Here is a 26,399-nt window from a genome sequence, read left to right on the forward strand (position 1 = left end):
ATGTATGTAAAGGGTGGCGGCTTACCGGTTTTCCGCTTTTAATGTGCCGGAATCCTGTCCATCCGTCCGAAAAGGCGAGGCAGGCAGCCCCGCAGCATTATAAAAATTGACACCCTCGGGGTTATCCTGCCAGGCATAGCGGACATACTTGGGCGATTTGACCTGTCCGCTGCGCAATGCAATCCGGTCCTTTCCCAGTATCTCGGCCTCGGCCCAAAAGAATTTCCGGTCGTCGCCGGCTAATGCAAACCAGCGCAGGGCCTCGCCGTCGGATGCGACAATGCCCTTATCGACATGATCGAAAGTCAATATCATTTTGTCGTTTTCAATGCTGTGTGATTTCAGCGCGGGGCCGGAGTAAACAATGTCTTTTTCCCCGTACGCGAGGTGGCGGGCAGCGAGCGCGAGTCGTTTACCAATGTCCTTTTTGTTGAGCGGGTGGATATCGTTCCATTCCCCGAGGTCGATCGTAACCGCTACGGCGGTGTTGGGTAATGTGAGCGCCTTGTTCTGCGCCTCCCTCAGCAGTGCAATGTTGCTCTCAGCCGGGGTGTAGTCGATGTCCTGGAAATTGGGCAGCTGCGCGACGAGAAACGGCAAGCGGTCGTCGTGCCAATGCTTTCGCCAGTCGCGGATCAGCGCCGGAAGCAATGCATTGTAAGGTTCCGGGTTGCCGGTGTTGGATTCGCCCTGGTACCATAAGAACCCTTTGATTTTCAGGGATAAAATAGGGGCGACCATTGCATTATACAACGCGGTGGGCTGGTTTTGTTGTACCAGGCGGGGCTTACCGGGACTTTGCGCGGCCGGAAATACGGCCCCGACTTTGTATTGCCAGGTGCCCTTCAAATCGATGGTGTCGCTGCCGATGGTCATGAAATAGGGCTTGTCGGGCACGAAACCGCCTTTGCCGGATGTATTCGTAACCCTTACCACGAAACTGTTGTGCCCGGCTTTGAGCAGACCGGCCGGGATTTCGTACCGCCGGGGCGGGTATTGATAGGTGATATTGCCGACTTTCCGGCCATTGACATACATTTCATCCGCATCCACAATGCGCCCCATGTAGAGTTTTACAGCTTTTCCCGCCCAATGCGGCGGAACTTCGATCGATTTCCTGAACCATACCACGCCGTCCAGCGCTTTCAGTCCCTGATCTTCCCAGTAACCGGGGATATTGAAATTCCTCCATCCTTTGGGCTGGTAGGAATTGCCTTCCCAATGTTCCGTCCTGCCCGCGTCCGTTACACGCTCTTGCGGGTTTGCGTCTACGTTGCGCGCCCATGCATGTACGTAGCTCGTATCCTTGTTCTGCATGATGGTTTTCCGAATGTCTTCAAAATCCGTGAAACCTCCCTCGCTGATCCAGGCCTCAATGGGCGTTCCGCCTACGGAACTGTTGATAATGCCGATCGGCACTTTGTGTTTTTCATAAATCTCTCTTGCAAAGAAATAAGCGACGGCGCCAAAGCCCAGGATGTTTTCGGGAACTGCGGTTTCCCACCTGCCCTTCGGGAAATCGCCTGCCGGGCCGTTCAGATCGGTGAGGGTAGGGACGAAAAAATTGCGGATTTCGGGATAATCGGCTGAGGCGATCTCTTTCGGATAGCGCTCCTTCACGCGCTCCATATTGATCACCATATTGCTTTGCCCGCTGCAAAGCCACACATCCCCGAATGCGATATCCGTAATGCGGATTTCGTTCCGGCCTTTCAACACCATGGAGTAGCCTGTGCCGGCGGCATGCGGCGGGAGTGACATTTCCCATTTCCCGTCGGCGTCGGCGGAGGTTTTGTAGGTTTTTTGGTCAAATTGAAGGCTGACCCGTTCTTTCGGCGACGCCGAACCCCGGATTGTAAGCGGCTGGTCGCGCTGCAAAACCATATGGTCGGAAATCAGTTTGGGCAGGCGGATCTGCGCGTGCAGGGGAACGGCTGCGTAAAGGAGCGGCAGGACAAGAAGTCTCAGAATTTTCATCCGGATCAATCCGACGGTGTTTAAGTTAGGGTAAATCAATTTGATGGATATAAAAAGGCTTCCGTTTCATGGCCTTGTATTCCGAAGGCAGCATGTTGAACCTGGCCTTAAACGACTTGGTAAAATAGTTGGGCGTCGCGAAACCGGCTGTGTACGAGATTTGCGATACGTTCATATCGCTTTTTTCGAGCAGTAACGCTGCCTTTTCCAGCTTGATCGACCGGATGAATTCGATCGGGCTTTGTCCGCTGATTTCCAGCACCCTGGTGTAAAGCGTCCCGCGGCTCATACCTACGTGGCGCGCGAGATTTTCAACGCTGAGCTGGGTTGAATTCAGGTTGTCGTCGATGTAGGAAAGCATGTCCCGCAGCAGTTTCACATCGCCGGATTCGATGGCTTCATTCCGGCCGGTCATTTGTATTTGCCTCGAATACAAATCTTTAAGCAGCCTGTTGAGCAGCAGCAGGTTATTGATCTTGACATTCAGTATTTCAAAATTGAACGGCTTGGTCAGGTAATCGTTCGCGCCGGAGCTGAGGCCCTTCAATTGCTGCTCTTCACCGCTCGACGCGGTGAGCAATATGATCGGGATATGGCTCGTCCGCTTGTCGGCCCTGATTTTTTCGCTCATCGTCAGACCGTCCATTTCCGGCATCGCGATGTCGCTCACGATCAGCTCCGGGTGGTAGCTCAATGCCTTCTGCCAGCCCTCTTTGCCGTCGGCGGCTTCCAGCACGCGGTAGTGGGTTTCGAGGTTTTCTTTGAGATAATGCCGGAACTCCGCATTGTCCTCCACGATCAGTATACGAGGCAAACCGTTGCCCGGCAAGTCGTTGCCCGGCAAGTCGTTGCCCGGCAAACCGTTGCCCGGTAATGCGCTGCTCCCGGTTTGCGGTAATATTGGAGCGGGTTCGTTTTCGGGGCGGCCAATGTCCGGGAAGGGAACCGCAGGCGCAATTTCGACCGGGTTGAAGACCCAAATTTCACAAGGAAGGCCAACCGTAAAAACGCTGCCCTTATCCCCGTTCCTTGCGACGGTAATGGAGCCGCCATGCATTTGCACAAATTCCTTCACGATCGACAGCCCGATCCCGCTGCCCTGGTTGAGCACCGACGCGTCGCCGTCGTCCTGGAAGAACCGGTCGAAGATTTTTTCGTAATGCTCCGGGGAAATGCCTATGCCGGTGTCGGATACTTTGATATACAGCCGGTTTTGCCCTGCATCGTCGGTGCCGCAGCTCAGTTGCAACGCCACTTCGCCGCCCTGGGGCGTAAATTTGAATGCATTGGAAAGCAGGTTGAAAAGGATACGTTCCATTTTTCCGGCATCGAAATCCATCATCAAATGTTCTACCGCGCTGTCGAATGTGAAGCGGATGCGCTTTCGATGCGACAGATCGCTGAACGAATCGCAGGCGTCGCGGACAAAAGGCACGATGTCGGCGCGGCGGAGGTCGGCTTTCAGCTCCTGTTCCTGCAAGTTTTTGAAATCCAGTAGTTGGTCAACCAGATTCAGCAGCCGCTTCGCATTGCGCCGGATGGCCGAAAGCTGCGGCTGTTGCTGTGTTTCCTGGCCGAGCAGGTTTTCTACGGGCGCGAGTATCAGCGAAATAGGCGTGCGGAATTCGTGGCTAAGGTTGGTGAGGAACTTGATTTTCAGCCTGTCGAGCTCCTGCTTGCGTTCGGTTTCCCGGCGTGCCTGCTCTTTCCTGAACTTCCGGTGCAGCCGGCGAATGCCCCGCCGCCGCATCAGGTACACCGCAGCAACAGGCGCGAGTATGTAAAAAATATAGGCGTAAATGGTGAGGTAGAACGGCGGTTTCACGGTGATGGCGACGGCCGCCGGTGGAGAGCTCCAATCGCTCCCGTCGCTGCTGGCCTGCACTTCGAAACGGTATTCGCCGGGACTGAGGTTGGTATAGCTGGCCGTGGTAGCCCCTCCCGCCTGCTGCCATTCCGTTTGCAGCCCCACAAGCCGGTACCGGTAGGCCGTCTGCTCGGGGTTGGTATAATTGAGTGCGCCGTAACCGATCGAAAAATTCTGCTTGTAGTCCAGCCGGATCGACTGCGCCACGGAAATGTCGGCGTCGATCATCCCCGAATCGGCGGAAGTTACCGTGCGGTTCCCGACTTTCAATTCCCGCAGCAGGACCGGCATTTGTCCCGGGTTTCTTTTCAGGGCCTGGGTGCCGATGTAGTTGAAGCCCGCAATGCCGCCGAAAAAGAGCATTCCGTCGGAGGTGCGCGCACCCGCGCCCAACGCGAATGTGTTGTTTTGCAGCCCGTTATGCGTGGTGTAGTTGGTGAATTTCTTTTTATGTATATCAAAAAAGCTGATCCCTTCATTGGTACTCACCCAAATACGCCCCTGTGCATCTTCCAAAACTTTGTTGATCATCCCGCTCGAAAGCCCTTCGTTCACGCCGAACGGGACGAATTTGCGCGTTTTCGGGTCGAACAGGGCCAGGCCTTCGCCACCGGTACCGGCCCAGATGTTGCCGCGGCTGTCTTCCAGGAGCGTCAGCACATTGTTGCTCGGCAAAGCGGCGGTTTCCCTGTTCAGTAGCAGGGAGGTGCGCTTTTCGGGATCGAAAACGGCGATGCCGGTGCCGTGCGAAGCGATCCACATTTTACCGTGCCGGTCTTCCACAATGTCGCGGATGTAGGCATTCAGGGGGATAATGCGGTGGGGTAGCGAGATATTCTGGTTAAAAAGTCTTTCAAACTGCTTTGTTTCAGGGTGATAAACATTCACGCCCCCACCGTTGGTACCGACCCACAGCCTTCCTTTTTTGTCCTGGGTAAGGGAAAAAACGTTGTTGTTGCTGAGCGAGCCCGCTTCCGGGCCCTGCGTGAATTGTTCGTACCGGCCGGTGGCGGGGTCCAGCCGGAAAAGGCCGTCCTGAAATGTGCCGATCCAGAGCGCGTCCGGCGCGGTCAGTTTCAGGGACAGGACGGCGAGACCGGCCGAAGCTGCCTTGTTTCGTGCATGGATGGGGTATTTAAGGAACAGGTTGGTTTTCCGGTCGTAGAGGTTTACACCGCCGTCGTCGGTACCTACGAACATGCGGCCGTCGGGATGCTCGGCGAAGGAGGTTACGAACGGTGCGCTGAGGCCGTAGGGGTCGTAAGGATCGCAGCGTTTCAGCCCGAAAAGCGTAAGGTTACGGTCATACTTGTTTACGCCGCCTTTGTAAGTACCCATCCAGGTAATGCCGGAAGCGTCGGTAAGAATGCTGCGTATAGACTTGTTCGTTATGCTGAACGGCGTGCGCGGGTCCGGCGCATGAAGCGTAATGCGTCCCGTGCGTGTGTCGATGATATTCAGCCCGCCGTCGGTGCCTACCCACACCTCATCCCGCCCTTGCGGACTAATCGCGAAAATCATGTTGTTGCTGATCGAACCGCTATTCCCCGGATGGTAGCTGTAATGCCGCATGGGTTTACCCGTTTCGGAGAGGACAAACAGCCCGTTTTGGGTACCGATCCATATGCTGCCGGAGCTGTCTTCACGCAGGGTCGTCACAAATTCCGAACCATTTTCATAGCTTCGTGCACCCCGGTAATCGACGGGGATAAACCGGTTTTGTTTACTTAAATATTTGAAAAGACCATTGCCCGTACCAACCCACATTTGCTGTTTCGCGTCACGGAAGACCCGGTGTACATGCATGCCCGCCACCTGCGCAGGTGTGTGCGCGACGGAGGCAAATGTGTGCACGCGGAATGTCGCAGGGTCGATCGTAACGAGGCCCTGGGTGGTGCCTACCCAGATTTTCCCCTGCCCGTCCTCGCAGATCGAGTTAATGCTGTGGTAAGTTTTGATCCTGACGAACGAATCCTTCCGGCGGTCGTACCAATGCAGGGAGCCGGTGATCGTCCCGACCCAGATGCGGCCGGTGCGGTCTTCGAAGAGCGCCGAAACGTCGTTGGATTTAAGGGAGGTCGAATCTGTCTTCTTATGCCTGTAAACCGTGAAGCCGGTCCCGTCGAACTTGTTCAGGCCGTCGTCGGTGGCGAACCACAATAGTCCGTGCCGGTCTTTGAGGATCGCGGTGACGGTATTGGACGAGAGCCCGTCCATCGAGGTAATCGCAGTGAATCGGGGCGGTTCGTGTTGGGCGACGGCTATCCCTCCCGGGCTGGCAACAAGCAGCAGCAGGCATATCCGGAATAGCAGAAGCGAACGGTATGGTTTCAATGCCGATGTTTTAATGGATGGTCATTAGTAAAGACGAACAAATCGTGTTTTTCTCCTTCCCCCAGGATAGGTTAAATGCAACTTTGTCCATGAATCCGTCAGTTTTAGCCTCTTTTTGAACATTTGTTCCCATACTTTGAACAAATGTGCTCACGGCCAGCCTCATGCGCGCCCTACTTTTGTCCATTGTCAGGTTACTATAAATTATTGGAATCATTATGTTCTAAAAATATATTGTCAAAATGACAAATAAAAATTTTCAACAAAAACCCTGCAAGCGTATGCGCTACTTTTTACTGAACAAGAGAAACCGGCTCTGCGCGTTTCGATGGTCGCTCATGCTGACCGTCACGCTGGGCCATGCCGGCATCGCCCGTGCATCGGAAGCGGATCGGAACGGACGGCATATCGCCGCGGATGTGGAAGTGACCGGGAAAGTCACGGGGGAGACGGGAGAGGGGCTTCCCGGCGCGAGTATCCTGATAAAAGGTACGGCACGCGGTACCAGTGCCGATGAGAACGGAAATTTCAAAATCCAGGTCCCGGATAACGAAAATACGGTACTCGTGTTTTCGCTGGTCGGTTATGCGTCCAAAGAGGCGGTTGTCGGGAATCAGAAAATCATGAATGTCTCGCTCGCACCCGATCATAAGGTATTGGAAGAAGTGGTAGTGGTGGGTTACGGCACGCAGCGCAAACGGGACGTGACGGGCTCGGTGGTTTCGGTGAGCGAATCGACGCTCAAAGAGGTGCCCGCGCCCAACCTCGTGAGCCAGCTCAAAGGCCGTGCCGCAGGCGTTTCCATTATCAGCAACGGCAGCACGCCCGGTTCGCAGGGGCAGATCCGCATCCGCGGTAACCGCACGCTCACGACCAGTTCGGGATCGAGCGACGGCCTCGACGGCCCGCTCGTGGTCGTGGACGGCATCCCGTTCGGCGGGCTGAACGACATCAACCCCGACGACATTCTGAGCCTGGAAGTATTGAAGGACGCCTCGGCAACCGCCATTTACGGCTCGCGTGGCGCGGGTGGGGTGATCCTGGTGACGACCAAAAGAGGGAAAATCGGCAAGCCTGTGTTCAGCTACGACGGCTACCACGGCGAAACCCGCATTATGGGCAAATTCAATGTCATGAACGGCCCCGAATATGCGCAGTTCAAAGCGGATGCCGCCAAATACAACCGTACCAGCCCGGGAACATCGGGTTACCTGCTTACCCCGAAAGAACAGGAAGCACTGGACAAGGGCGTGTCCACCGACTGGCAGGACCTGATCTACAAGCCGGGCTTCATGACCAACCACCAGCTCGGTATGCAGGGCGGTGTCGAAAACACCCAGTATTCGCTCGGCTTGGGGTATTTTAATGAGACGGGCATCATTCCCAACCAGAATTTCCAGCGCTTCAACCTCCGTGCGACCATCGACCAGCGGATCGGGAAAAACATCAAAATCGGCTTGAATACGCTGAATACCCTTACTTACCAGAACACGCCAGGCGGGGGCGGGGTACCGGGAGGGCTTGTGCGCCTTACGCCGCTGGCATCGCCCTACAATGCCGACGGCAGCGTGAACACATTCCCGTCCGAGGGCTCGATCGACGCCGCCGGGGTGAGCCCGCTCACGATCCTCACCAAGGAGGACTCGTACCTTGGCCGCACACGCTCGGTGCGCACGTTCAACAGCCTGTACGCGGAGGTGAATATCCTGCCGGGTTTGAAATACCGGTTCAACGCGGGGTTGAATTTCAGTCAATCGAATTACAACGGCTACAACGGCCCGCTGACGTATTTCAATTCCGCGACCGTACAGTCCTCTTCCACAGCCGAGATCAGCAACACCGAGTACTGGGACGTGAACCTGCAACATTTGCTTTATTATGATAAAACATTTGCCGACAAGCATAAACTGGGCTTCACCGCATTGTACGAATACACCAAAAACCATTCGCTTGGCAGCCGCTTTACCGTGACCGGTGTTCCCGCCGATTACATTAAGACTTCGAACTTCTCGCTGGCATCCGGCCAGCCTGTGGCCAACTCCGATTTCGGCAACTCCTTTTCCGAAACCGGCCTGCTTTCTTACATGGGAAGGCTCAATTACAGCTACGACGACCGCTATTTGCTCACTTTGACATTGCGCCGCGACGGTTCTTCGACATTGTCACCCGGTAACCAGTATTTCAACTATCCCGCTATTGGCCTTGGCTGGAATGCGGTGGGGGAAAATTTTATGAAAAGCATTGCCTTTGTTTCGAACCTGAAACTGCGCGGTGGCTGGGGCGTGTCGGGCAACCGGAACGTGGGCGCCTATTCGACGCTCGGTGCATTATCGGCGGGGTATTACAACTTCGGGACCGGCACCGCGGGGCAGCAGCTGGCCTATACCGTTACCAGTCTCCCGGCCAGCAACCTGAGCTGGCAATCGACTTCACAGGTCGACATCGGCGTCGACTTCGGCTTCCTGAACAACCGCATTACCGGTTCGGTGGACTGGTATCACCAGAAAACCAAGGACATTCTACTCTCGGTACCGCTTCCACCGAGCAACGGCGCCGGTTCTACCCTGAAAAACCTCGGTAAAACCGAGGGTAAGGGACTGGAAGTGGCCGTTACTTTTGAGATAGCACGAAAACCGAAAGGCTTTAACTGGAGCGTGGACGCGACCTATTTTTTCAACCGCGAGAAAATCACGCAGCTTACTACGCCACAGGAAAAGGCCAATCTTGGCGCGGGATGGTTCGTAGGGCAGCCGCTTTCGGTGATTTATGATTACAAAAAACTGGGCATCTGGCAGCTCAGCGACGCCGAGAATGGTACTTTGGCCAAACAAACCTCGCCGGTACAATTTCCGGGGCAAATCCGCGTCGAAGACTTGAATGCGGATGGTAAAATCGACGCGGGCGACCGGCAGATCCTGGGTAATTTCCAGCCTAAATGGGAGGGAGGGCTTACCAACCGTTTCAGTTTCAAAAACTTCGACGCGTCGATCGTTACCTATGCTCGGATGGGCATGAAAGTGCTTGTACCATACCTGACCGGCAACTCCACGGGTTCGGGCGGGTTCGCGTTCTTCAACCAGGGCCGTGTGAACCAGGTGAAAGTGGATTACTGGACCGACACCAACCCCACCAACGCATTCCCCGCCCCTGATGCGAGCAGCGCTGTCGCCAACTTCGGTTCTACGCTCGGGTATTACGACGGCTCGTTCATCAAATGCCGGAGCATCAACCTCGGGTACACGTTCGCGAGTGATATCGTCAAAAAGATCGGCGCGACATCGGCACGCATTTACGTCAACCTCACTAACCCGTTCGTCATCTATTCGCCGCTCGTGAAAGATAACCTCGCCGTCGACCCGGAAGGTAACAGCTATGCCAGCGGACAATCGACCCTTAATCCGCAGGGCGCGAGCGAGCGCGGCGCACCGGAGCGGCAGATCGCCGTGAACCTCAACAACCCGCCGGTAAGGCAATTCACCGTAGGCGTAAACCTTAAATTCTGATCCGACTATGAAATCCATCAAAATATTCATCATCGCCGGGACGGTCGCATTGCTGAGCTCCGGGTGTGAAAAAGTGCTCGAAGAGCATCCGCAATCCCAGATCGTACCTTCGTATTTCAACAGCCCGTCGGGCGTGCTCGGCGGCATTGCCGGGGTGTACAACGACATCCGCAGCCAATGGGGCACCGAGGGCTTCACCGTCGAAATGCAGGCAGGCACCGACGAGTTTATCCAGGGCCTTAGCGCCGGTACGCCCATTCCTTACACCTACAATGGCCTGAACGGCAGTAACTTCGGTTCGGCCTGGGGCATTGCGTTCCAGGATATCAACACATTGAACGGCGTGCTGCAATACGGGCAGACGACCGACCTTCCCGAGGCGACCCGCAAGCAGTATCTGGCACAGGCCAAGTTCCTGAGGGCATTCTGGTATTTCTACCTCGTGCAAACCTGGGGCGATGTGCCTTTGCACACGGAATTTATCACCGTGCCTTCGCAGGCCGCGTCGCGGCAACCCGCGGCGCAGGTTTATGAATTGATTATTAAAGATTTGACCGAAGCCGCGGCCGACCTGCCCAACCAGCCTACCGCACCGTTCCTGGGCAAGGCGGCTACCAAGCCCGTGGCGCAATTTCTGCTCGCGAAGGCCTACCTCACCCACGGCTGGCTGAACAACACCGCCGCCGATTTCACCCGGGCAGCCGCATTGTGCGACGAGATCATCGCCAACAAATCGGCTTACGCGCTCGACCTCTGGCAGGATTACGGGGATGCATTCGTGCCTGCGAACGACTATGGCAAGGAAACCATGTTCGTCAGCGACCACGTACTCGATCCGAAATACGGCTATTACAGCGTAGGGGCTGCGGCAGGCGGCGGCGCGGCACAGAACCTGAGCCCGTGGTTTACCAACTGGAATTATCCGAACAACAGTGGTATCAATTCGTTCAGGAATGCCTCGGGCGCATTTGTAAACAGCGGAACCTCCGGCATGATCCGCGATTCGTACTACGGCCGCCCGTACATACGCATGCGTCCGAATTCCGACAAATGGGCCACCGGCCCGCGCGCGGGCAAAAACTACTTTCTCGATCAGGCCTTTACCAACCGCGACGTGGATTCGCGTTTTGCCAACTCGTTTTACACGGTGTATATTTCAAATACCTCCATTACCAATGCGGCTAATGCGGCCAACAACAGCCGCGGGATCGGCTACACCACCGTGGTAGGCCAGGATACCGCCGTGTGGCTGCCCGATTACGAAGTGCCGGGGGCGCCGCAGTTTATTGGTAATCGCCCGTTCAAGGGTATTGTCGTGCCGCCGAGCCTTTGGAACAATGGTATTTTTCCTGCTTTGAAAAAATTCATGGACCCGAGCCGCGGGGCGAACTTCAACGACCCTTCCACGCGTCCGTGTGTGCTGTACCGCTTTTCGGACGTATATATGACGGGCGCGGAAGCATATTTCAAAGCCGGTGACGCCGCGAAGGCTGCCGCTTTGATCAACGTCGTACGCCAACGTGCGGCATTCCGCAAGAGTAATACCACCGCGCAGAACGCGGCGGCAGCGGCGGCCATGACCATCGCCGCCAAAGATGTGACGCTGGACTTCATCCTCGACGAGCGGAGCCGCGAGTTTTTCGGCGAATGGCAGCGTTGGCACGACCTCGTACGTACACGCTCCCTCGTGCGCCGCGTGCAGGAATGGAACCAGGAGGCGGCGCCTTATGTGAAGGATTTCAATATGCTGAGGCCCATCCCGCAGGCGCAGATCGATAGAGTGGTGGATGGCCCTGCTTTTGTACAAAATTCCGGATATTAAACCTTGTTAATCACTCCATTTATGATCCGCACCTTTTTACCCGCCGGACTGGCCGTGCTGCTGGCCCTCGCCAGCCCGGGCACCGGCTACGGCCAGGAAACCAAAGTGAAGCCGTTGATCGGCGACCTGTTCACCGCCGACCCGTCCGCGCATGTTTTCAATAATAAAATTTACATTTATCCATCCCACGACATCGAGGCCAATGTGCCGCAGGACGACGAAGGCGGGCATTTCAATATGCGCGATTACCACGTGTATTCAATGGACAATATCGGCGGTAAGGTGACCGATCACGGCGTTGTACTCGATTTGAAGGACATTCCCTGGGCGGGGCGCCAGCTGTGGGCGCCGGATGCGGCATTCAAAAATGGTACTTATTACCTGTATTTTCCCGCCAAGGACAAGGAGGACGTTTTCAGGATCGGTGTAGCCACTTCAAAATCGCCCGCGGGACCATTCAAAGCGGAGCCAAAGCCGATACCGGGCAGTTACAGCATCGATCCGGCCGCTTTTACTGATACCGACGGACAGACTTACATGTACTTCGGCGGGATCTGGGGCGGGCAATTGCAGCGGTGGCATTCGGGAAAGTATGACAAAGCGCTGTCTACCGACCTGGGCAAGGGCCACGACAAAGAACCTGCATTGAGTGCCAAAGTGGCTAAAATGAGCGATGATATGCGCACATTCGCCGAAGCGCCGCGCGATGTGCAGATACTCGACGAACACGGTAAGCCCCTGCTCGGCGGCGACCACGACCGCCGGTTTTTTGAAGGCGCCTGGATGCACAAGTTCAATGGCAAATACTACTTTTCGTATTCTACCGGCGACACGCATTTGCTTTGTTATGCCGAAAGCGCTTCGCCTTACGGGCCTTTTACTTACAAAGGTGTGATCATGAAGCCGGTAACGGGCTGGACGACGCACCATTCCATTGTCGAGTTCAAAGGGAAATGGTACATTTTTTACCACGATTCGGAGATTTCAGGTAAAACCCACCTGCGCAATGTGAAGGTACGGGAGCTTGTACGCGGCGCGGACGGTGCGATCGCCCCGATCGTGCCCTGAGCCAGCGCGATCGTCCCGGTCGTGCTCCAAACGGAAATAATGTGAATATTTTGGGGATAGAAGCGCCGGTACGAGCTTTTACAGGCTGTACCGGCGCATTTCATACCGGAAACCTCATTCCAAGCATTCAACTCATACAAGCTATGCAAATCGAAAGACGCGATTTTTTATCGACATTAACACTCGCGGGAGCTGCTACATTGTTCTCCGGTAACCCGCTCATCGCCGCCACTTCGCCGAAAAAGGACAAACTCGGCATTGCGCTCGTAGGCCTGGGCTATTACAGCACCGACCTGCTCGCACCCGCGCTGCAACTCACCGAAAAGGCTTACCTCGCGGGCATCGTAACCGGCACGCCTTCCAAAGCCGAGGCATGGAAAGCCAAGTACAACATTCCCGACAAGAACATTTACAACTACCAGAACTTCGACCAGATCGCTAAAAACCCGGATATCGACATCGTGTACGTGGTGCTGCCACCGTCGATGCACCGCGAATATGTGGTGAGGGCTGCGAAAGCGGGCAAACACGTGTTTTGCGAGAAACCGATGGCGCCGTCCGTGGCCGACTGCGAGGCGATGATCGCGGCTTGTAAAAGCAACAAGGTAAAACTGGCGATCGGCTACCGCTGCCAGCATGACCCAAATATTCAGGCCTATATGAAAGTGGCGAAAGAGCAGAAATTCGGGAAAGTGAAGATGGTCAACAGCGCAGCAGGATATTTCGACGCCCGCACCGACCACTGGAAGCAGAAAAAAGCGCTCGGAGGCGGCTGCATGGGCGATATGGGCGTGTACGCATTGCAAGGCGCGCGCCTGGCCACGGGCGAGGAACCCATCAGCGTGATCGCCCAGGCTTCAACCACCCGCCCGGACATTTACAAGGAGGTGGAAGAAACGATGATGTTCATGCTCGATTTCCCCAGCGGCGCCCGGGCTGCCTGCCAGACGAGTTTTGGCATTAATATGAACTACCTGCAAGTGAACTACGAAAAAGGCTGGGTGAAAATGGAACCGCAGTCGGGTTACAATGGCAATAAAGGCAGTATGTCGGACGGAACGATTATTAATTTCCCGATCAAAAGCCAGCAGGCGAAACAAATGGACGAAGACTGTCTGGCCATCATGAATAACACCGACCTGATCGCTCCGGGTGAGGAAGGCTTGCGCGATATCCGCGTGGTGGAGGCGATCTACAAATCGGTGGCTTCGGGCAAGAGCGTGAAGATATAGGCAGGCGGCCCAGGACTTCTGCATTAGCTTGATCAAATGTTCAAATTCAAAAAAGCAAGCTAAATTGCGTCATTCAAGCTTTAATTCAACATCTACAATGAACAACACCCGTCGTAAATTTCTGGCTGCCTCCGCTACCCTCGCAGCAGGCGCTGCCGCATCGGTAGCCGCCCCGGTAGCTCCGGAGAAAAGCAAAACCCCATTGGTACACCACGTATTTTTCTGGCTCAAAAACCCGGGCTCTACCGCTGATCGCGACAAGATCATCGAAGGCCTGAAAACGTTGCGGAAGATCGAGGCGATTAAGGAGCTTCGCATCGGAGTGGTGGCGAGCACGGAAAAAAGGGACGTCGTCGATAATAGCTGGGCGGTGTCCGAGCTGATGTTTTTCGAAGACCTCGCCGGTCAGGCTATCTATCAGGACCACCCGATCCACCAAAAATTCATCAAGGATTGCAGCCACCTTTGGGATAAGGTGATCGTGTATGATGCGATGGACGTTTAGGGTTTAGAGGAAGGAAAGGGAGGGCCTCCCTTTCCTTCTCAAATCACCATTTAAAAGTAATGCTAGCCAGCACATTCGCCGGTTTCTGCGGGGAGCCGTTGGAGTTCCAGTAGCGTTCGTTGAGCAGATTGTTGGCTTTCAGGGCCAGGCGGTAGCGGGGTTGGTCGTAGAAAAGCGATGCGTTCACGAGTGTGTAGGCAGGTACTTTGAATACATTGGAGCTTTCGAACCACGAGGCGCCCACGTAGTTGCCTCCCGCGCCGATGCCGAGCCCTTTGGCGTTGCCCTTCAAAATGTAATAGCTCGCCCAGATGTTGGCGACATGCTGCGGACTATTGATGAGCAGTTTGCCTTGTAATGCTTCGGCGGCCTTGTCGTAGCGGTTGTCGTTGTAGGCGTAACCCGCCACGATGTTCAGGCCGGTAACGGGGTTTGCGATGAGTTCCAGCTCCATACCTTTGCTTTTCTGGGTACCGTCCTGCACGGTGAAGTTCTGGCTGTTGATCACCTCGGTGCGCGTCGAGTTGGTGACGGCGATGTTGTAGTAGCTGATCGACCCGTTGAGTTTGTTGCGGACGAGGTCGAATTTGATACCACCTTCCCATTGGTTGCCGAACTGCGGTTTCAGGTTCAAAACGGTGTTGTCGGGTTGTGTGACGGGCGCCTGGTTGACGAATCCGTTCAGGTAATTCACGAAAACCGATAGCCGCTCCGGAATGGGCTGGTACACGAGCCCGAGCTTGGGGGAAAGAGAGTTCTGGCTGTAATCGCCCGTGTATTTGCCGCTCGCCAGGGCCAATGTCCCGTCGGTGGTGAAGCGGTCGAAGCGCAAACTAAGCATGGCCATAAGCGAAGGGGTGATGTTGATCACATCCGAAGCATATACCCCGAAGCTCGTGCCTTTGTAGCTGGTACCGACAAAACCTTGCTGCGATGATTTCTGGTTGAGCTTGTCGGCATTGAAATCGGGCAGGGGCTTGCGGATGTTGACGGTGTCGTAGCGGACGGTTACCCGATAGAGGTCATAGTAATTCTGGTTGTAATCGGCGCCCAGCACAACACGGTTGCGCATGCGACCGATCTGGAAATCTCCGATGAAATTCTGTTGCAGCTGAATGTTGCCGAACGTCTCGGGCGTCTGGTTACGGGCCGTGCGGGAGACGGTCGAGTCGGTCAGCATCGAGAATGTGACCAGGTATAAATGTTTATAAAAACCATTGGAAAACAGATAGCTGGTCTGTGATTTCCATTGCGAAGACAACTTGTACTCGATTTGTGCCTGCAAATTGTACACGCCCACGGAGGCGTCGATGCCGTTGTTGAGTAATGATTGTTTGTATCCCAATGGCAGGTCCTTGAAATTACGGGCCGTCACTTTCGAGAGTGAGCCGATATTGAAAGTCGAGGTAGTGTAGGCGGCCTGGGTAATGTCCACATCCACGAGGAATTTCAACCGGTCGTTGACCTGGTAGGAAAAGCTCGGGGCGACGGTGAAATTTTTGGCATAACCCTGGTCCTGGAACGTCCCTTCGGTTTGCCCGGCCGCATTGAGCCGGAACAATGCCGTGCGCTTCTCGTTCACCGGTGCATTCACGTCCACAGCGGCTCGTGCGAACCGGTAGCTGCCGGCGGTATAGCTCACTTCGCCGCCAAATGCATCGTAAGGTTTTTTGGTAACATAATTAAAAACCCCGCCGAACGTAGCCGAGCGGTTGTTACCATATAATGTGCCCGAAGGGCCTTTCAAGACCTCCACGCTTTCGAGGATCACCGGGTTCATCGGAAGGATTGCGCTGGTCGTGAGCCCGTTGCGGACGCCGTTGAAGTTGGCGAAACCCCTGAGGATCATCCCCTGAGAGCCGCCGCCCGCGAAATTGGGCACCGCGCCGGGTACGTTCCGGTACAGGTCCGTGCGCTCGGTCACGAGCTGTTCCTGCATCAGCGCCTTTCCGATCACATTATATACCTGGGGGTTTTCTAGGTTTTTCAGCGGCAGGCGTGCGACGTTCTCGGTTTCTTTCCGGGCGAATTTGTTGACGTTACCACTGACGGTCACCTCGCGCAAAGCCTTGCTATCCTCATTAAGCGAAATGACCGGCAGCGTCGTGACCTGGTCTTCATTGATTTCCACCTCCTGCTCAATCGATGTGTAGCCGAGCATGCTCACGATGACCTTGTGTTTGCCCACGGGAATATTACGGATACTGAAATTGCCTTGCGGGTCGGTCTGGGCTCCTTTGGAAGTACCTTCCACGCGTACGGTAACTTCTATGGCGGCCTGGCCGTCGGCGGTTTGGACGGCCCCCTTCAGATGTCCCCTGCTTTCGCCTTTCGCAGGCCTGATGTTGATGCGCGTACCCTGGACCTGTATGCCCCGCGCGTAGTTTCCGAGGAGGTCTTTCAGCAGGTCGCCGACTGCCGTATTCTGATAATCGGGGCTGACGATCCGTTGGGTGTCCATTAATGTGCTGCTGTAAACGAATGTGCAGCCGGCCTGGTCTTCCACGGCACGCAACGCCTCGGCCACGCTTACCTGCGTGAGTTTCAGGGTGATTTTTTTGTCCAGGATGGATTGTTGCGCGTGGCTGATGCCGATTTGGAGGGCCAGCATCGCCACGAGCGTCCACAGCTTGCGGTAGCCGGATTTTAAATAAGAATGCATACTTTTGAAAGAATGGTTAATTGATCACTCGATTGGCTGTCGACTCCGGCGTTCTGTCGCCAAACGCACGCCGGAACAGCTCCACGGCCTCGCCGTGGGGTTTTTTACGGTTTATCAGGGAGCTTGCTTCATCAGTAAATGGTCAGTTTTTTGTTTTGGATTTTGTAATGGATATTCAATGAATAGGCCAGACTGCCCATCAGGTTTTCCAGCGAAGGATCGTCGAAGGAGCCCGTACAGCGCCGATCCGCAAGCTCCGGCTCGGTAATCACGACTTTTATCCCATACCACCTTTCCAGCACCGGCGCGATTTCCGACAGCGGCTGATTGTCGAATGCCAGCTTCCCGCGTACCCACCCGAAGTGCCCGCGTGCATATACACGATCATGTGCGAGACGATCTTCCTCATGATCGTAAATGCCGCGCTCGTTGACAGTGAGGATAAGCGGAACGGCATTAGCATTTTTAGGAGCAAAACGGACTTTGCCCTCGCTCACCACCAGCGTCACATTGCCGCTGCCCGGGTAGGATTTGAGATTAAATGCAGTGCCCAGCACCGTGGTGCGTGTGGTAGCCGTGTAAACGCTGAACGGCCGCGTACTGTCTTTGGCTACCTCAAAATAGCCTTCGCCGGTAAGCCATGCCACGCGCGCCGTGTCGCTGAACCCGACGGGATAAGTCAGCCGACTACCTGCATTGAGGTAAACCACCGTGCTGTCCGGCAGTAAGAAACGCTTGCGTTCACCGGCTACCGTTTGCAAATAGCGGTATTCGGTCTTGCGGGTAAAGACTGCCGTATTTTTCGAAGGCGTATGCCGAAAATAATTCCACGAGGCAACCAGCAAAAGGCTCGCGGCCGCTACTGCCAGGAGTGGGTAAAGCCAGCGCATGCGAGAGATTTTCGAACCGGATGTTTCGCGCAGATCGAGTTTTTGCCAGATTTCGGCCGTGGCGTCGTTTTCATCGTCGTGCTGGTCGTATTCATCCAGGTCGCCGGTATCGGCCAGCCAATGCGCCACTGCCCGGGTTTCTTCTTCGGTACAAAGGCCCTGGTGGTATTTTTGGAGTAATTCGGGCGTAATGCGCATGGGATGGTCGACGGGTACAACAGGTTAGTTCCATAACCGGCGGCACATCCCTAAATGCAGTTTGAAAAAAATAAAAAATTATTCGAGCCCGCTCCGGAGTAATGCGATGCTTTTGCTGATGTGGTACTCGACCGTTTTGACCGAAACCTGCATTTCCTCGGCGATTTCGCGATTGCCCATACCTTGTTCGCGGCTCAGCTGGAAAATGCGGCGGGTAGCGGCCGGAAGCTGGGTAAGCAGGCTGGAAACCCTGCCCGAAAGTTGCTGAAATGAAACCATCTCTTCCGTCGTGTTCTCCTGCGCCGGGGCCTGCATTCCAATCAATGCGAGGTGTTTGTCATGAATGGCTTTGTCGCGGAAATGCTTGTTAACCTGCCATTTGGCGGCGCGGATGAGGTAATTTTCCGGTGCCGACCTGATTTCCAGCTCGGCCCGGCGTTCCCAGAGTGATTGAAAAATCCCCTGCACGATTTCCTTCGATTCTTCCTCGTCGCGCAGGTAGGAGCAGCAGAGGCGGAAAAGTTTTTTGGCATACGTCGTGTACAGCATCTCGAACGACTGCTCGTCAATGGTGATCAACTGCGACGGGTGGTTATGCATTGCCTGAGGTGTAACGCCTTGGAACGGCGAATTTTCGGCAAATAAATGGCTTATTTAGTTTAATTACAAATTAAGTATTGCTGCTAAATGCACATTTCGGACTTTCGGAGCTATTTCGGTGCGATGAAAATTTCGTATAATGACCCTGCCTTTCCCAGGTATTGATCCGCCTCGGCCTGTGACCATTTTGCCTGTAATGCTTCGTAAACGTTCGGGTAGGTATCATAGGGCACCGGCCGGAAGGCTATTGAACCGGGGAGCAATTGAGCCGAGAGCCGGTTGATTTGGATCGCGCGCATAACCCGCGTCGCCGCCAACGATACGTTGAGTATTAACAGAACCAGTAATACGACTTTTGCCCTCTTTTTAATCATGTTTGAACCCGAATCGAGCGCTGGAAGGAATTGATAAACGTAGAAACCCGCCACGATGAGCAGCGGCATTAAGCCTCTGAATAAAAAGTCATTAACCTTCCCGATCCGGAAGACAGGCAACAGCAGCATCATGCCGAGCACCGCGTAATAGGGAAAGACGGGTGTGCTTAGCGGCTTTCTTTTGGATAAAAAAGCGAAAACAGAGGCCGAGATGGCGACGTTCAGGACGATATTCAGCAGGTATTCTATCATCCTCCCATTGAATCCGCCCGAAAAATTCCAGACAAACCCTGCGACGGCCTGTCTCTCGTGTGATATGAACAGCAACAATACGGGTATTGCAAGCAGGCAAGGCAGGAGAACGGTGTTTACGAAGTTGCGGTTGGGGAAGCCGGATTTGATCCATTTCTTTAAAAGAATAATTCCCAGGAGAACGGACGAAGTAATCGCCGGAAATACCGCCCACCAGAACGATAGCACGACGGGGAACACCATTCGTTCAACATCGATCCGCTCGGTCAGGCAGTATACCAGCATTCCCCCGATCAGTAAACTCGGGATCAGTTGGTTGGGGACCCAGAAAAGGTTTTCAAAATTGGACCAGACTTCGATCCCGAAATCGCCGAACCGATAGGGGGTAAAGCCAGTTTTCGCGAGTACCGAAACGCAAACGTGCGCCAGGTCGCCAAATGTGAGCACGAGCAAGGCGTACCGGAGCTTGCGCCCAAGCGAAATGTATAACCAGCAGATTCCGAGTGAAATACCGAGCGTTGTCCAGACGAAAATGGCACCTTCGCACAAATGCCCTGTAAATTTTGAAAACAATGCGGGCACCACGTAATAACCATAATAGTATCCGATAGCCGGTCCCGTTGACGGGATTCGAATGGGCCAGTCGTGTTTAAACAGCTCGAAAAACTTGGTATTGTGGGCCCAGTAGTCGAAGGCCTGGTACGCGAACCCGCACACGCCCGAGAGCAGGCAGAGTATGGAGGCACACAGGATAATCTTGATCAGTTCGCCTGTTTTTAGTATTGAATCAGGAGAAAAGCGGGTGTCCCTGATTTCGAAATAAGCAATGCTAGCAAATGAAACGCCCGCGACTATGCTAATCAGTTGATTGGTCCAGAAAACGTAAAACAGGAGATTGGGTAATAGCAGGTAAAAGATACTGACGAGTCGAAGTAGTCTGATATTCACTTGTGTACAGATTTATCTAACATCCAACTTTTGTAACAGTTGGTTTACTAGATATCTAGACCGGCTGATATTGATCGTCGCTGCACATTATTTTTCGGGGCATACAACCCTTTAAGTAACTGACGGCCTCTTTAACGTAACCTGTGGCGGGCCGCCCTTTATGTGATCGTTAATGCGTCAACTTCTTCGTCTATTTATTCTCCTGGTCGCTTTTGCCTTGCCTTCATGGGCACAGGATACCACTTCTATCACATTCACGGAGGAAAACATTCCGGTGGCCGAGCAGCGCTTTATCGATCGGTATGAGAATGTTTTTATGACCAAAATCCCTACACGGAAGATGTTTAAGTTGGGGTATCTGGCGACGACCTACAATGGGCTGGGATTCAATGCGGCATTTGAATACAAGCTTTTACCAGGCCTTTCATTGGAAGCGACACTTGCTTCGCGCACGAACAAGCTCGAAAGCGTCATCACGATCGACCGGTTCGAACGGCAGTTGAGCGGCAGAAATATGTTTGCGGGCATTGGAAGCCGATGGTATTTCAATATGAACAGGCGGATTGCCCGACAGCAGAGTGCCAACAATTTTAGCGGCAGTTATCTGTCGATGGCCTACGAAAGATCGTTGGCCGCCATCCAGAGCGACAGGCCCAGGCAGCATTTTAGCCTTTCATACGGGTTTCAAAGCCGGTTCCTGGCGAATGGATTCCTCGATTTCTCCCTGGGCCTGTATTACGTAACCCCGTATTTATCATTGTATAACGTCGGCTACCGTGAGTTGCCCGGCCTTAGCGCCAGAAACGCAGTTATTGCAACCCGCTCGCTTGTCGGTCTCGCTTTTGGGGACTGGAAGCGGCACAGCAACGGGCCATTATGTGATATTTTACATTGTGATTATTTTGTGAGACAGCATTTCAAGGTTCGCTTGCCGGAAGTAAATATCGGGCTTAACAATCAGTCCATTCGGGCGGAGGTAGGTTATGAGCGAAAACTGGGAAAGAGTCCGTTCTCCGTCAATCTGAGTGTCGGCAACGAAACGGAACGCGGTTCTTACGGAGGAAATTGGCTCGTCGCGGTCGGGGAGGCACAGTTTCGTTGGTATTACCTGCAAAAGCACCAGGTAAGGAAAGGGAAAGCCTCGGACAACCTGTCGGGATTGTATGTCGGTCCCCGTTTTGCTCAGAATTATGACCGCCAGGTTCAATGGTATGACGTGCTCATTCGCCCGCAGCGGGGAGTTTACCATTCCTGGACGACTTCCGCGGGAATGGTAGCAGGATATCAGCAGCGCCTGTTCAACAAACTTTATTTCGATTCAGGAGTCAGCTTTTCTGCTACCATGCTGGAAAAAAAACTCTTTAAGGCAAGGTATGGCGAGTTGCAGGCGAAAGCGGGGATTGGTTTTGCGTTTTGAAAATGGGTACCCGGCTCTCTGATACTATTTACACCAATCGGATCTTTTTCCCTAATCCAAAATAGTAGACGAAGCCGCGATCTTAACATCCGCATGCTGCCATGCTTTATCGAATTCCGTTTTGACAACCTGTGCCTGGCTGCTGTTTTTTTGTTGTACCAAAGCATTGTGGAGGCCAATTAGCGCCCAGCCGTTTCGTTTCCAGGTTGCCAGATCCTCCCGGTAGACGCGTTCAGCTTCGGCAGCTTTCCCGGCTTTAAGAAGCACCGATCCCAGATGATGGCGGACGGAGAAAAACCAGTCTGGCGGCTCGTTGTAGTTAAGGTTATCTTCGATGGCAATGGCCTCGCCGAGCAGGGTAGCGGATTTGTCGAGCTGGTTCTGCCGTGCCGCAATGCCGGCCGAGAGCACTTTGGACGCGATTTTGACCAGGTCTTCGGAAGTATTGATGTTCCAGACGGTGATATTTTTCAGCGTCGTATCCGCAGCCAGCGAACCGAGCGCGGTCATTTCTTTTTGTGCATTAGCAAGGTCATGTTTACCCAAAAAAGCCATTCCCCGCGCGTAATGCCATATAGCCCGCGGGTAAACCAGGTCTTTGGTCGGGCTGGGTTCCGCCAGAATGGTGTCCCATTTTGAAAATTTTACAGCGACATAATAGGGGATCGTATAGTAATGTTGCAATGTGCCCCATCCGGGCTGGCGCATGACTTCCTTCGCGGTGTATTGTTGTACTTTCTGCGCGGCCAGCCACGCGAGCTCCGAATTGCCTTCCAGGGTAGCGGTAGCCGCCAGGAAGTGGTAATTGTGAGGGAAATAGGCGAGCGGGTAGGCGCCCTGCGCATAGCATTTGGTGATGTAAGTGCTGTCGGCTTCCACCGAAAACACATTCGACAGCGAGCCCAGGTGGTAGTCACCGGTGTTGATGTAAATATGCGACGGCATGTGCAGCAAATGCCCTGCCCCGGGGACCAGCGAATCGAGCAAGGCGGCCGATGCCAGCGCCTTTTCAGGCGTTGCGGACGCTTCCTGCGCATGTATGTACAGGTGATGTGCGCCCGGGTGGCGCGGGTTCTTTTTCAGCAGACTTTCCAGAACGGCCACCAATTCCGGTGTCCAGGCTCTGGGCGCCTTCGTTTTTTTCTCGTACAGGTCCCAGGGGTGCAGGTCCATCTGCGCCTCGGCATACAGCGCGCCGATATCCGGATCGGACGGGAATTGTGTATATACTTTCTTCATCGCAGCGGCAAATGCAATGTCCAGCGGGGCTCTGTTGGCGGGAGGAACTTTGGCATACCGCGTCGCCAATGCTTCGATCAGCGCCTTTTCTTTCGGTGTGCAATTACCGGCTAGTTGCTGCGCTTTGTCACTGGCGGCCCAGGCGCGCTGGAAGTTGTCTTCTTCCATTCCCGCATTGTAATTGGGCCCCAGCACGTAGGCGTAGCCCCAGTAAGCCATGGCGCAGGTAGTGTCGAGCCGGGTGGCCTGGTAGAATGAGCGGGCGGCCTCGGCGTGGTTGAAACCGTAGGCGAGCATCAAACCCTGGTTGAAATAGGCCTGAACCTCCGGTTGGGAAGTCGTAATCTTGAAATCGACACCTTGCAATCCATCGAGCAAGGGAGCCTTTTTACCCGAACTATACCATTCGGCGTCGGTGGTTTTGGGATTGAAACAAACCGTGATACGTGCGGTGCTGTCGGATGCCGGCTTTTCCGATTCCTCCTTCTTTTTGAAGCAGGACGAAAGTATCACAATCAATGCGAGGTAACAATGGCCGTGCTTCATGTGCGTAGAAGTTTGAGTCACAGAACATGTTTTTGAAAGAAATATGCCGCGGGGCGGGTATCTACAAATATAGGGAATATTGTATTGGAAGTGAGTGTGTTGCGGGTTGCTTAGTGAATGGTGGGTCCGGTCTGGATTGCAGCCCGAAGCGAAAGTCGATGGAATAACTTTGGGTATTATACGCTGCTATTTCTTCCTCACATATTTCGTGACCATGCCATTGCACGATTCGATCGTCATATCATCGCCCGTTTGGGTAATGGTGAGGGTCGGGCAGGCCATGCAATCGACCAGTGCGCAATTAAGGTCGTAAGATAAGTCTTTAAGAGGCACTACTGTAAAAGGTTTTCCGTTGACCATGTACTCGGAAGCCGCGCAGCAAGAGGCATATCCATCGTACAGCATCACACCGTCGAAGCGGATCGAAAATGCTCTTTGCTCGTCGTTGGTCGTGTTCTTGACAACCGTCGAATCGCCGATCTGATACCGCGTTTCCACCATGTGCCATTCACCGGTGATACCGGAGATTTCGGGCGCAGGCTCGGGATCTTTATCGCGTTTGCATTGCGTGAAGGCCAATGCGAGCAGGAGTAGAAGTATTAATCTGTTCATAATGTCACCGGTTTTTTATTCAGACGCATTACGCAGGTGATACGTTGTAATGTACTAGAAAATCACATCTTCCGCATCAACCGCAAATGCCTCCTGTGCTCCCTCACCATTTTCACGCCCTCCCCGAACGTCATCATCGGTACACCGCTCCTTGCATTCGCCGTACTGACTTTGAACAGTATTTTCCAATGCCGGTAAATCTCCTTCCAGGCGAAGAGCAAGGAATGCCCCGGATCGTAGATGTGCGTAGGCTCGCTGGCGGCGCCGTTGAGTTCAATGATCGAAAAGTGCCGGCCGGCTTCGAGGGCTTCCCAGCTTTCGAAACGGATATCCAGACGACCGAAATGGAAACCGGGTATCTGGCTGCAAATCCGGTCGATCGCCTGCGTGAGCGCGGGGGTGATGCGAGCGCTGAGATCCAGGAATTTCGAGCCGCGACTGTGGTTGCCGTACGGTACAAGGCCGATTTGCTCGCCGACGGCGGGGACGGCTTTCAATTTTTCACCCCAAACCGCATTCAGCGCCGGAAGTTGCAGTATGGCACGGTCGTTTTTTAAGATAAGGGTCAAAATATCCGATTTTCCATCGCCGGTAACACTCAAAAGCTCCTTTCCGACGATCCCTGAAATGTGTCCGCGTTCCGCTCCGGGCATTCGATGGTAAAATATGCCCGCTTCGATCGGATAATCGATGTAGGGCTGCAAAAGGAAATCGACCTGGCTGCGTTGCCGGTAGTCTTCGAGGTCGGCTTCGTTGCTGAGCAGCTTTACCTGCACGCCGCGCTCGCCAATGTCCGGTTTGGCGATGAGCGGGAATTGCATGGAAAAACTATTCAGTAACGACCGCATTCCCGGGCGCGTAATGCCCGCCCGGCAGAGGAGCGTTTCGGGGTACGAGCCCCTGGGCATGAGTGCGTAAATCCTGCTTTTTCGTTCTTCGGCAAATCCTCCATATCGCATGGAAGGATTGGCCGCGCCGAAAAAGCAAACCGATCGGGCTTTCGCGGCCAGCCAAAGCCACATCGGTACCATGGGCAGGTATACGCATTCCAGGGGCCAGTATTCCCAGTTCCGGGCGCGGATCAGGAACCGTTTCGCTTTCCACCAGAGGCTGTTAAACGCGCCGGTATTAACATAGTTTGTGCGTTCCGGCCGGGCAATGAAGGATTTGTCGGCCCGCAAATCGTGGTAATGCACTACCGGCTCCGGACTGGTGAGGTCGATGGAGGTGATGCTTACCGTAGCCATCGCATCGCGTTGCGCATGAAAACTGTGGCCGGGATCGAACCGGATGTCGTTTTGAAGGTGAAAATCGAGAATACTTTCCGCATTGACGGCGGTTTGGCGATACCAATGTTCCAGGCGTCGCGCACGCATTCGCTGTGCTTCCTGACCGTACAATGTCGCCGACGCCCAGATATGCGGCCGCGCGGCTTCGAGGTCGATGCGGTGTTTCCGGCTGCCGTCCCAGGTGCAGCGCATGAGCTTCCCATTCGTAAACAGAATAAGCGTAAACGGTTCGATTGCTTCGAGGGACATCTTGTCAAAACACGCTTTCGGCGAAGGTGCTTCGACGATTTCGAGCATCACCAGTCCCCGGCTCCTGCGGTAGGGCGCTTTGCGCTCATGGTTGTGAAAACCGCCGTTCAGCAGTACCGCGGCGTCGTGCCGGCCCTTTAATGCAATCCACGTGCCTCCGGCCTGCGCGTCTCTCGGGTAGGTGAGCGCGTCGCCCGCGTAGCGCGTCACGGGCGCCTCGGCCGGCGCGCGATTGATGCGTTCGTCCCGGTTGGAGGTCAGGAACGCGCCGTTCGCGGTGGGGATGTAGGTTACGGTGCACATTGCGCCTGGCGGTATCTGAGGGTGGAACCGGCTACCCCGAAACTTTCAGGCAAATGCAGCGCAGTGAGCGTTCCGATGCCGATTTTGATCAATGCCATATGATGTACCGCATGTTCGAGGTTGTACACCAGCTCCCGCTCATAGTTGGTAGTTACGTGAAAGCCGGTATCGCCCGCTTCGGCGGCGCTCGCCAGAAGCAGTACTTTGTTTTCCTTGTTCAGGCTGGCCGTAACCCGGCGCAGGCTTGCCAGCGCGACCCGCCGGTGCTGCTCGATGGCCTTGTCCCGGCTGCGTGCGTCATAGTTGACTTTGCCGGTTTGGTAACCGCGGTCGAGCTCTATAAAGAACTCGATCACGTGGCGTACATGCCCGCCGAGAGAGGCGCCCGACAATACCGGTAAGGTCCGCCGGTATTGCTCGTCGGACAATGCATCCAGCATCGCGCCGATCTGGGCCAGCACTGTTTCAATTGATTTTGTGAGTTGCCTGTTCATGTCGTTCGTTTTGAAATA

The 26,399-nt window shown here is 54.4% G+C and carries 16 protein-coding genes; 6 read left to right on the top strand and 10 right to left on the bottom strand.

The window, feature by feature from the left end; all coding sequences use genetic code 11:
* Nucleotides 1-21: 21 nt before the first annotated feature.
* Together BMW93_RS05935 and BMW93_RS05940 are read right to left on the bottom strand one after the other, a co-directional pair.
* Nucleotides 22-1,977, bottom strand: coding sequence for a sialate O-acetylesterase (locus tag BMW93_RS05935; protein WP_090374275.1), 1,956 nt, complete (start codon nt 1,975-1,977; stop codon nt 22-24).
* A gap of 25 nt (nt 1,978-2,002) precedes the next feature.
* Nucleotides 2,003-6,178 carry a hybrid sensor histidine kinase/response regulator transcription factor gene (locus tag BMW93_RS05940; RefSeq protein WP_090374276.1) on the bottom strand — a complete coding sequence of 1,392 codons (4,176 nt, stop codon included), beginning with the start codon at nt 6,176-6,178 and terminating at the stop codon, nt 2,003-2,005.
* Between the two features lie 281 nt (nt 6,179-6,459).
* Between BMW93_RS05940 and BMW93_RS05950 the strand changes: the two genes are divergently transcribed.
* The 5 genes from BMW93_RS05950 (at nt 6,460) to BMW93_RS05970 (ending at nt 14,308) form a co-directional block, all read left to right on the top strand.
* Nucleotides 6,460-9,681, top strand: a complete 3,222-nt coding sequence (locus BMW93_RS05950; protein WP_090374516.1) for a TonB-dependent receptor — start codon at nt 6,460-6,462, stop codon at nt 9,679-9,681.
* Nucleotides 9,682-9,688: 7 nt separating this feature from the next.
* Complete coding sequence (locus BMW93_RS05955) at nt 9,689-11,503, top strand: RagB/SusD family nutrient uptake outer membrane protein (RefSeq protein ID WP_090374278.1); 1,815 nt, start codon at nt 9,689-9,691, stop codon at nt 11,501-11,503.
* 21 nt (nt 11,504-11,524) lie between these two features.
* Entirely contained in the window at nt 11,525-12,571 is a 1,047-nt protein-coding gene (locus BMW93_RS05960; protein ID WP_090374279.1) for a glycoside hydrolase family 43 protein, read from the top strand.
* Between the two features lie 143 nt (nt 12,572-12,714).
* On the top strand, nt 12,715-13,803 hold the full coding sequence (locus tag BMW93_RS05965; protein ID WP_090374517.1) for a Gfo/Idh/MocA family protein: 1,089 nt from the start codon (nt 12,715-12,717) through the stop codon (nt 13,801-13,803).
* A 97-nt stretch (nt 13,804-13,900) separates the two neighbouring features.
* Complete coding sequence (locus tag BMW93_RS05970) at nt 13,901-14,308, top strand: Dabb family protein (protein ID WP_090374280.1); 408 nt, start codon at nt 13,901-13,903, stop codon at nt 14,306-14,308.
* Between the two features lie 43 nt (nt 14,309-14,351).
* Here BMW93_RS05970 and BMW93_RS05975 read toward each other — a convergent pair whose 3' ends face one another.
* From BMW93_RS05975 to BMW93_RS05990, 4 genes are all read right to left on the bottom strand, one after another.
* Complete coding sequence (locus tag BMW93_RS05975; protein ID WP_090374281.1) at nt 14,352-16,970, bottom strand: TonB-dependent receptor; 2,619 nt, start codon at nt 16,968-16,970, stop codon at nt 14,352-14,354.
* A gap of 131 nt (nt 16,971-17,101) precedes the next feature.
* On the bottom strand, nt 17,102-18,058 hold the full coding sequence (locus tag BMW93_RS05980) for a FecR family protein (protein WP_090374282.1): 957 nt from the start codon (nt 18,056-18,058) through the stop codon (nt 17,102-17,104).
* A 78-nt stretch (nt 18,059-18,136) separates the two neighbouring features.
* Nucleotides 18,137-18,658 carry an RNA polymerase sigma-70 factor gene (locus BMW93_RS05985; protein ID WP_090374283.1) on the bottom strand — a complete coding sequence of 174 codons (522 nt, stop codon included), beginning with the start codon at nt 18,656-18,658 and terminating at the stop codon, nt 18,137-18,139.
* 110 nt (nt 18,659-18,768) lie between these two features.
* On the bottom strand, nt 18,769-20,232 hold the full coding sequence (locus BMW93_RS05990) for a hypothetical protein (protein WP_090374284.1): 1,464 nt from the start codon (nt 20,230-20,232) through the stop codon (nt 18,769-18,771).
* A 172-nt stretch (nt 20,233-20,404) separates the two neighbouring features.
* Between BMW93_RS05990 and BMW93_RS05995 the strand changes: the two genes are divergently transcribed.
* Nucleotides 20,405-21,649: a hypothetical protein gene (locus tag BMW93_RS05995; protein ID WP_143061603.1), complete on the top strand. Its 1,245-nt coding sequence runs from the start codon at nt 20,405-20,407 to the stop codon at nt 21,647-21,649.
* A gap of 51 nt (nt 21,650-21,700) precedes the next feature.
* On the opposite strand, the gene BMW93_RS06000 is transcribed toward BMW93_RS05995, so the two are convergent.
* The 4 genes from BMW93_RS06000 to BMW93_RS06015 form a co-directional block, all read right to left on the bottom strand.
* Entirely contained in the window at nt 21,701-23,434 is a 1,734-nt protein-coding gene (locus BMW93_RS06000) for a hypothetical protein (RefSeq protein ID WP_090374286.1), read from the bottom strand.
* A 186-nt stretch (nt 23,435-23,620) separates the two neighbouring features.
* Nucleotides 23,621-24,046 carry a hypothetical protein gene (locus BMW93_RS06005; RefSeq protein WP_090374287.1) on the bottom strand — a complete coding sequence of 142 codons (426 nt, stop codon included), beginning with the start codon at nt 24,044-24,046 and terminating at the stop codon, nt 23,621-23,623.
* A 62-nt stretch (nt 24,047-24,108) separates the two neighbouring features.
* Entirely contained in the window at nt 24,109-25,887 is a 1,779-nt protein-coding gene (locus BMW93_RS06010; protein WP_090374288.1) for an NRDE family protein, read from the bottom strand.
* The gene (locus BMW93_RS06015; protein ID WP_143061604.1) at nt 25,875-26,381 is read right to left on the bottom strand and encodes a DinB family protein; all 507 of its coding nucleotides are present in this window, start codon (nt 26,379-26,381) and stop codon (nt 25,875-25,877) included. Before BMW93_RS06015 ends, BMW93_RS06010 begins: the two co-directional genes overlap by 13 nt.
* Nucleotides 26,382-26,399 lie beyond the last annotated feature (18 nt).

Source organism: Dyadobacter sp. SG02 (assembly GCF_900109045.1).
Classification (GTDB): domain Bacteria; phylum Bacteroidota; class Bacteroidia; order Cytophagales; family Spirosomataceae; genus Dyadobacter.

What these genes read in the sequence shown, in the direction of transcription:
- BMW93_RS05935 (WP_090374275.1), bottom strand. Translation starts at nt 1,977, where the DNA reads ATGAAAATTCTGAGACTTCTTGTCCTGCCGCTCCTTTACGCAGCCGTT.
- BMW93_RS06005 (WP_090374287.1), bottom strand. Translation starts at nt 24,046, where the DNA reads ATGAACAGATTAATACTTCTACTCCTGCTCGCATTGGCCTTCACGCAA.
- BMW93_RS05985 (WP_090374283.1), bottom strand. Translation starts at nt 18,658, where the DNA reads ATGCATAACCACCCGTCGCAGTTGATCACCATTGACGAGCAGTCGTTC.
- BMW93_RS06000 (WP_090374286.1), bottom strand. Translation starts at nt 23,434, where the DNA reads ATGAAGCACGGCCATTGTTACCTCGCATTGATTGTGATACTTTCGTCC.
- BMW93_RS05950 (WP_090374516.1), top strand. Translation starts at nt 6,460, where the DNA reads ATGCGCTACTTTTTACTGAACAAGAGAAACCGGCTCTGCGCGTTTCGA.
- BMW93_RS06015 (WP_143061604.1), bottom strand. Translation starts at nt 26,381, where the DNA reads ATGAACAGGCAACTCACAAAATCAATTGAAACAGTGCTGGCCCAGATC.
- BMW93_RS05955 (WP_090374278.1), top strand. Translation starts at nt 9,689, where the DNA reads ATGAAATCCATCAAAATATTCATCATCGCCGGGACGGTCGCATTGCTG.
- BMW93_RS05960 (WP_090374279.1), top strand. Translation starts at nt 11,525, where the DNA reads ATGATCCGCACCTTTTTACCCGCCGGACTGGCCGTGCTGCTGGCCCTC.
- BMW93_RS05995 (WP_143061603.1), top strand. Translation starts at nt 20,405, where the DNA reads ATGCGTCAACTTCTTCGTCTATTTATTCTCCTGGTCGCTTTTGCCTTG.
- BMW93_RS05970 (WP_090374280.1), top strand. Translation starts at nt 13,901, where the DNA reads ATGAACAACACCCGTCGTAAATTTCTGGCTGCCTCCGCTACCCTCGCA.
- BMW93_RS05980 (WP_090374282.1), bottom strand. Translation starts at nt 18,058, where the DNA reads ATGCGCATTACGCCCGAATTACTCCAAAAATACCACCAGGGCCTTTGT.
- BMW93_RS05975 (WP_090374281.1), bottom strand. Translation starts at nt 16,970, where the DNA reads ATGCATTCTTATTTAAAATCCGGCTACCGCAAGCTGTGGACGCTCGTG.
- BMW93_RS06010 (WP_090374288.1), bottom strand. Translation starts at nt 25,887, where the DNA reads ATGTGCACCGTAACCTACATCCCCACCGCGAACGGCGCGTTCCTGACC.
- BMW93_RS05965 (WP_090374517.1), top strand. Translation starts at nt 12,715, where the DNA reads ATGCAAATCGAAAGACGCGATTTTTTATCGACATTAACACTCGCGGGA.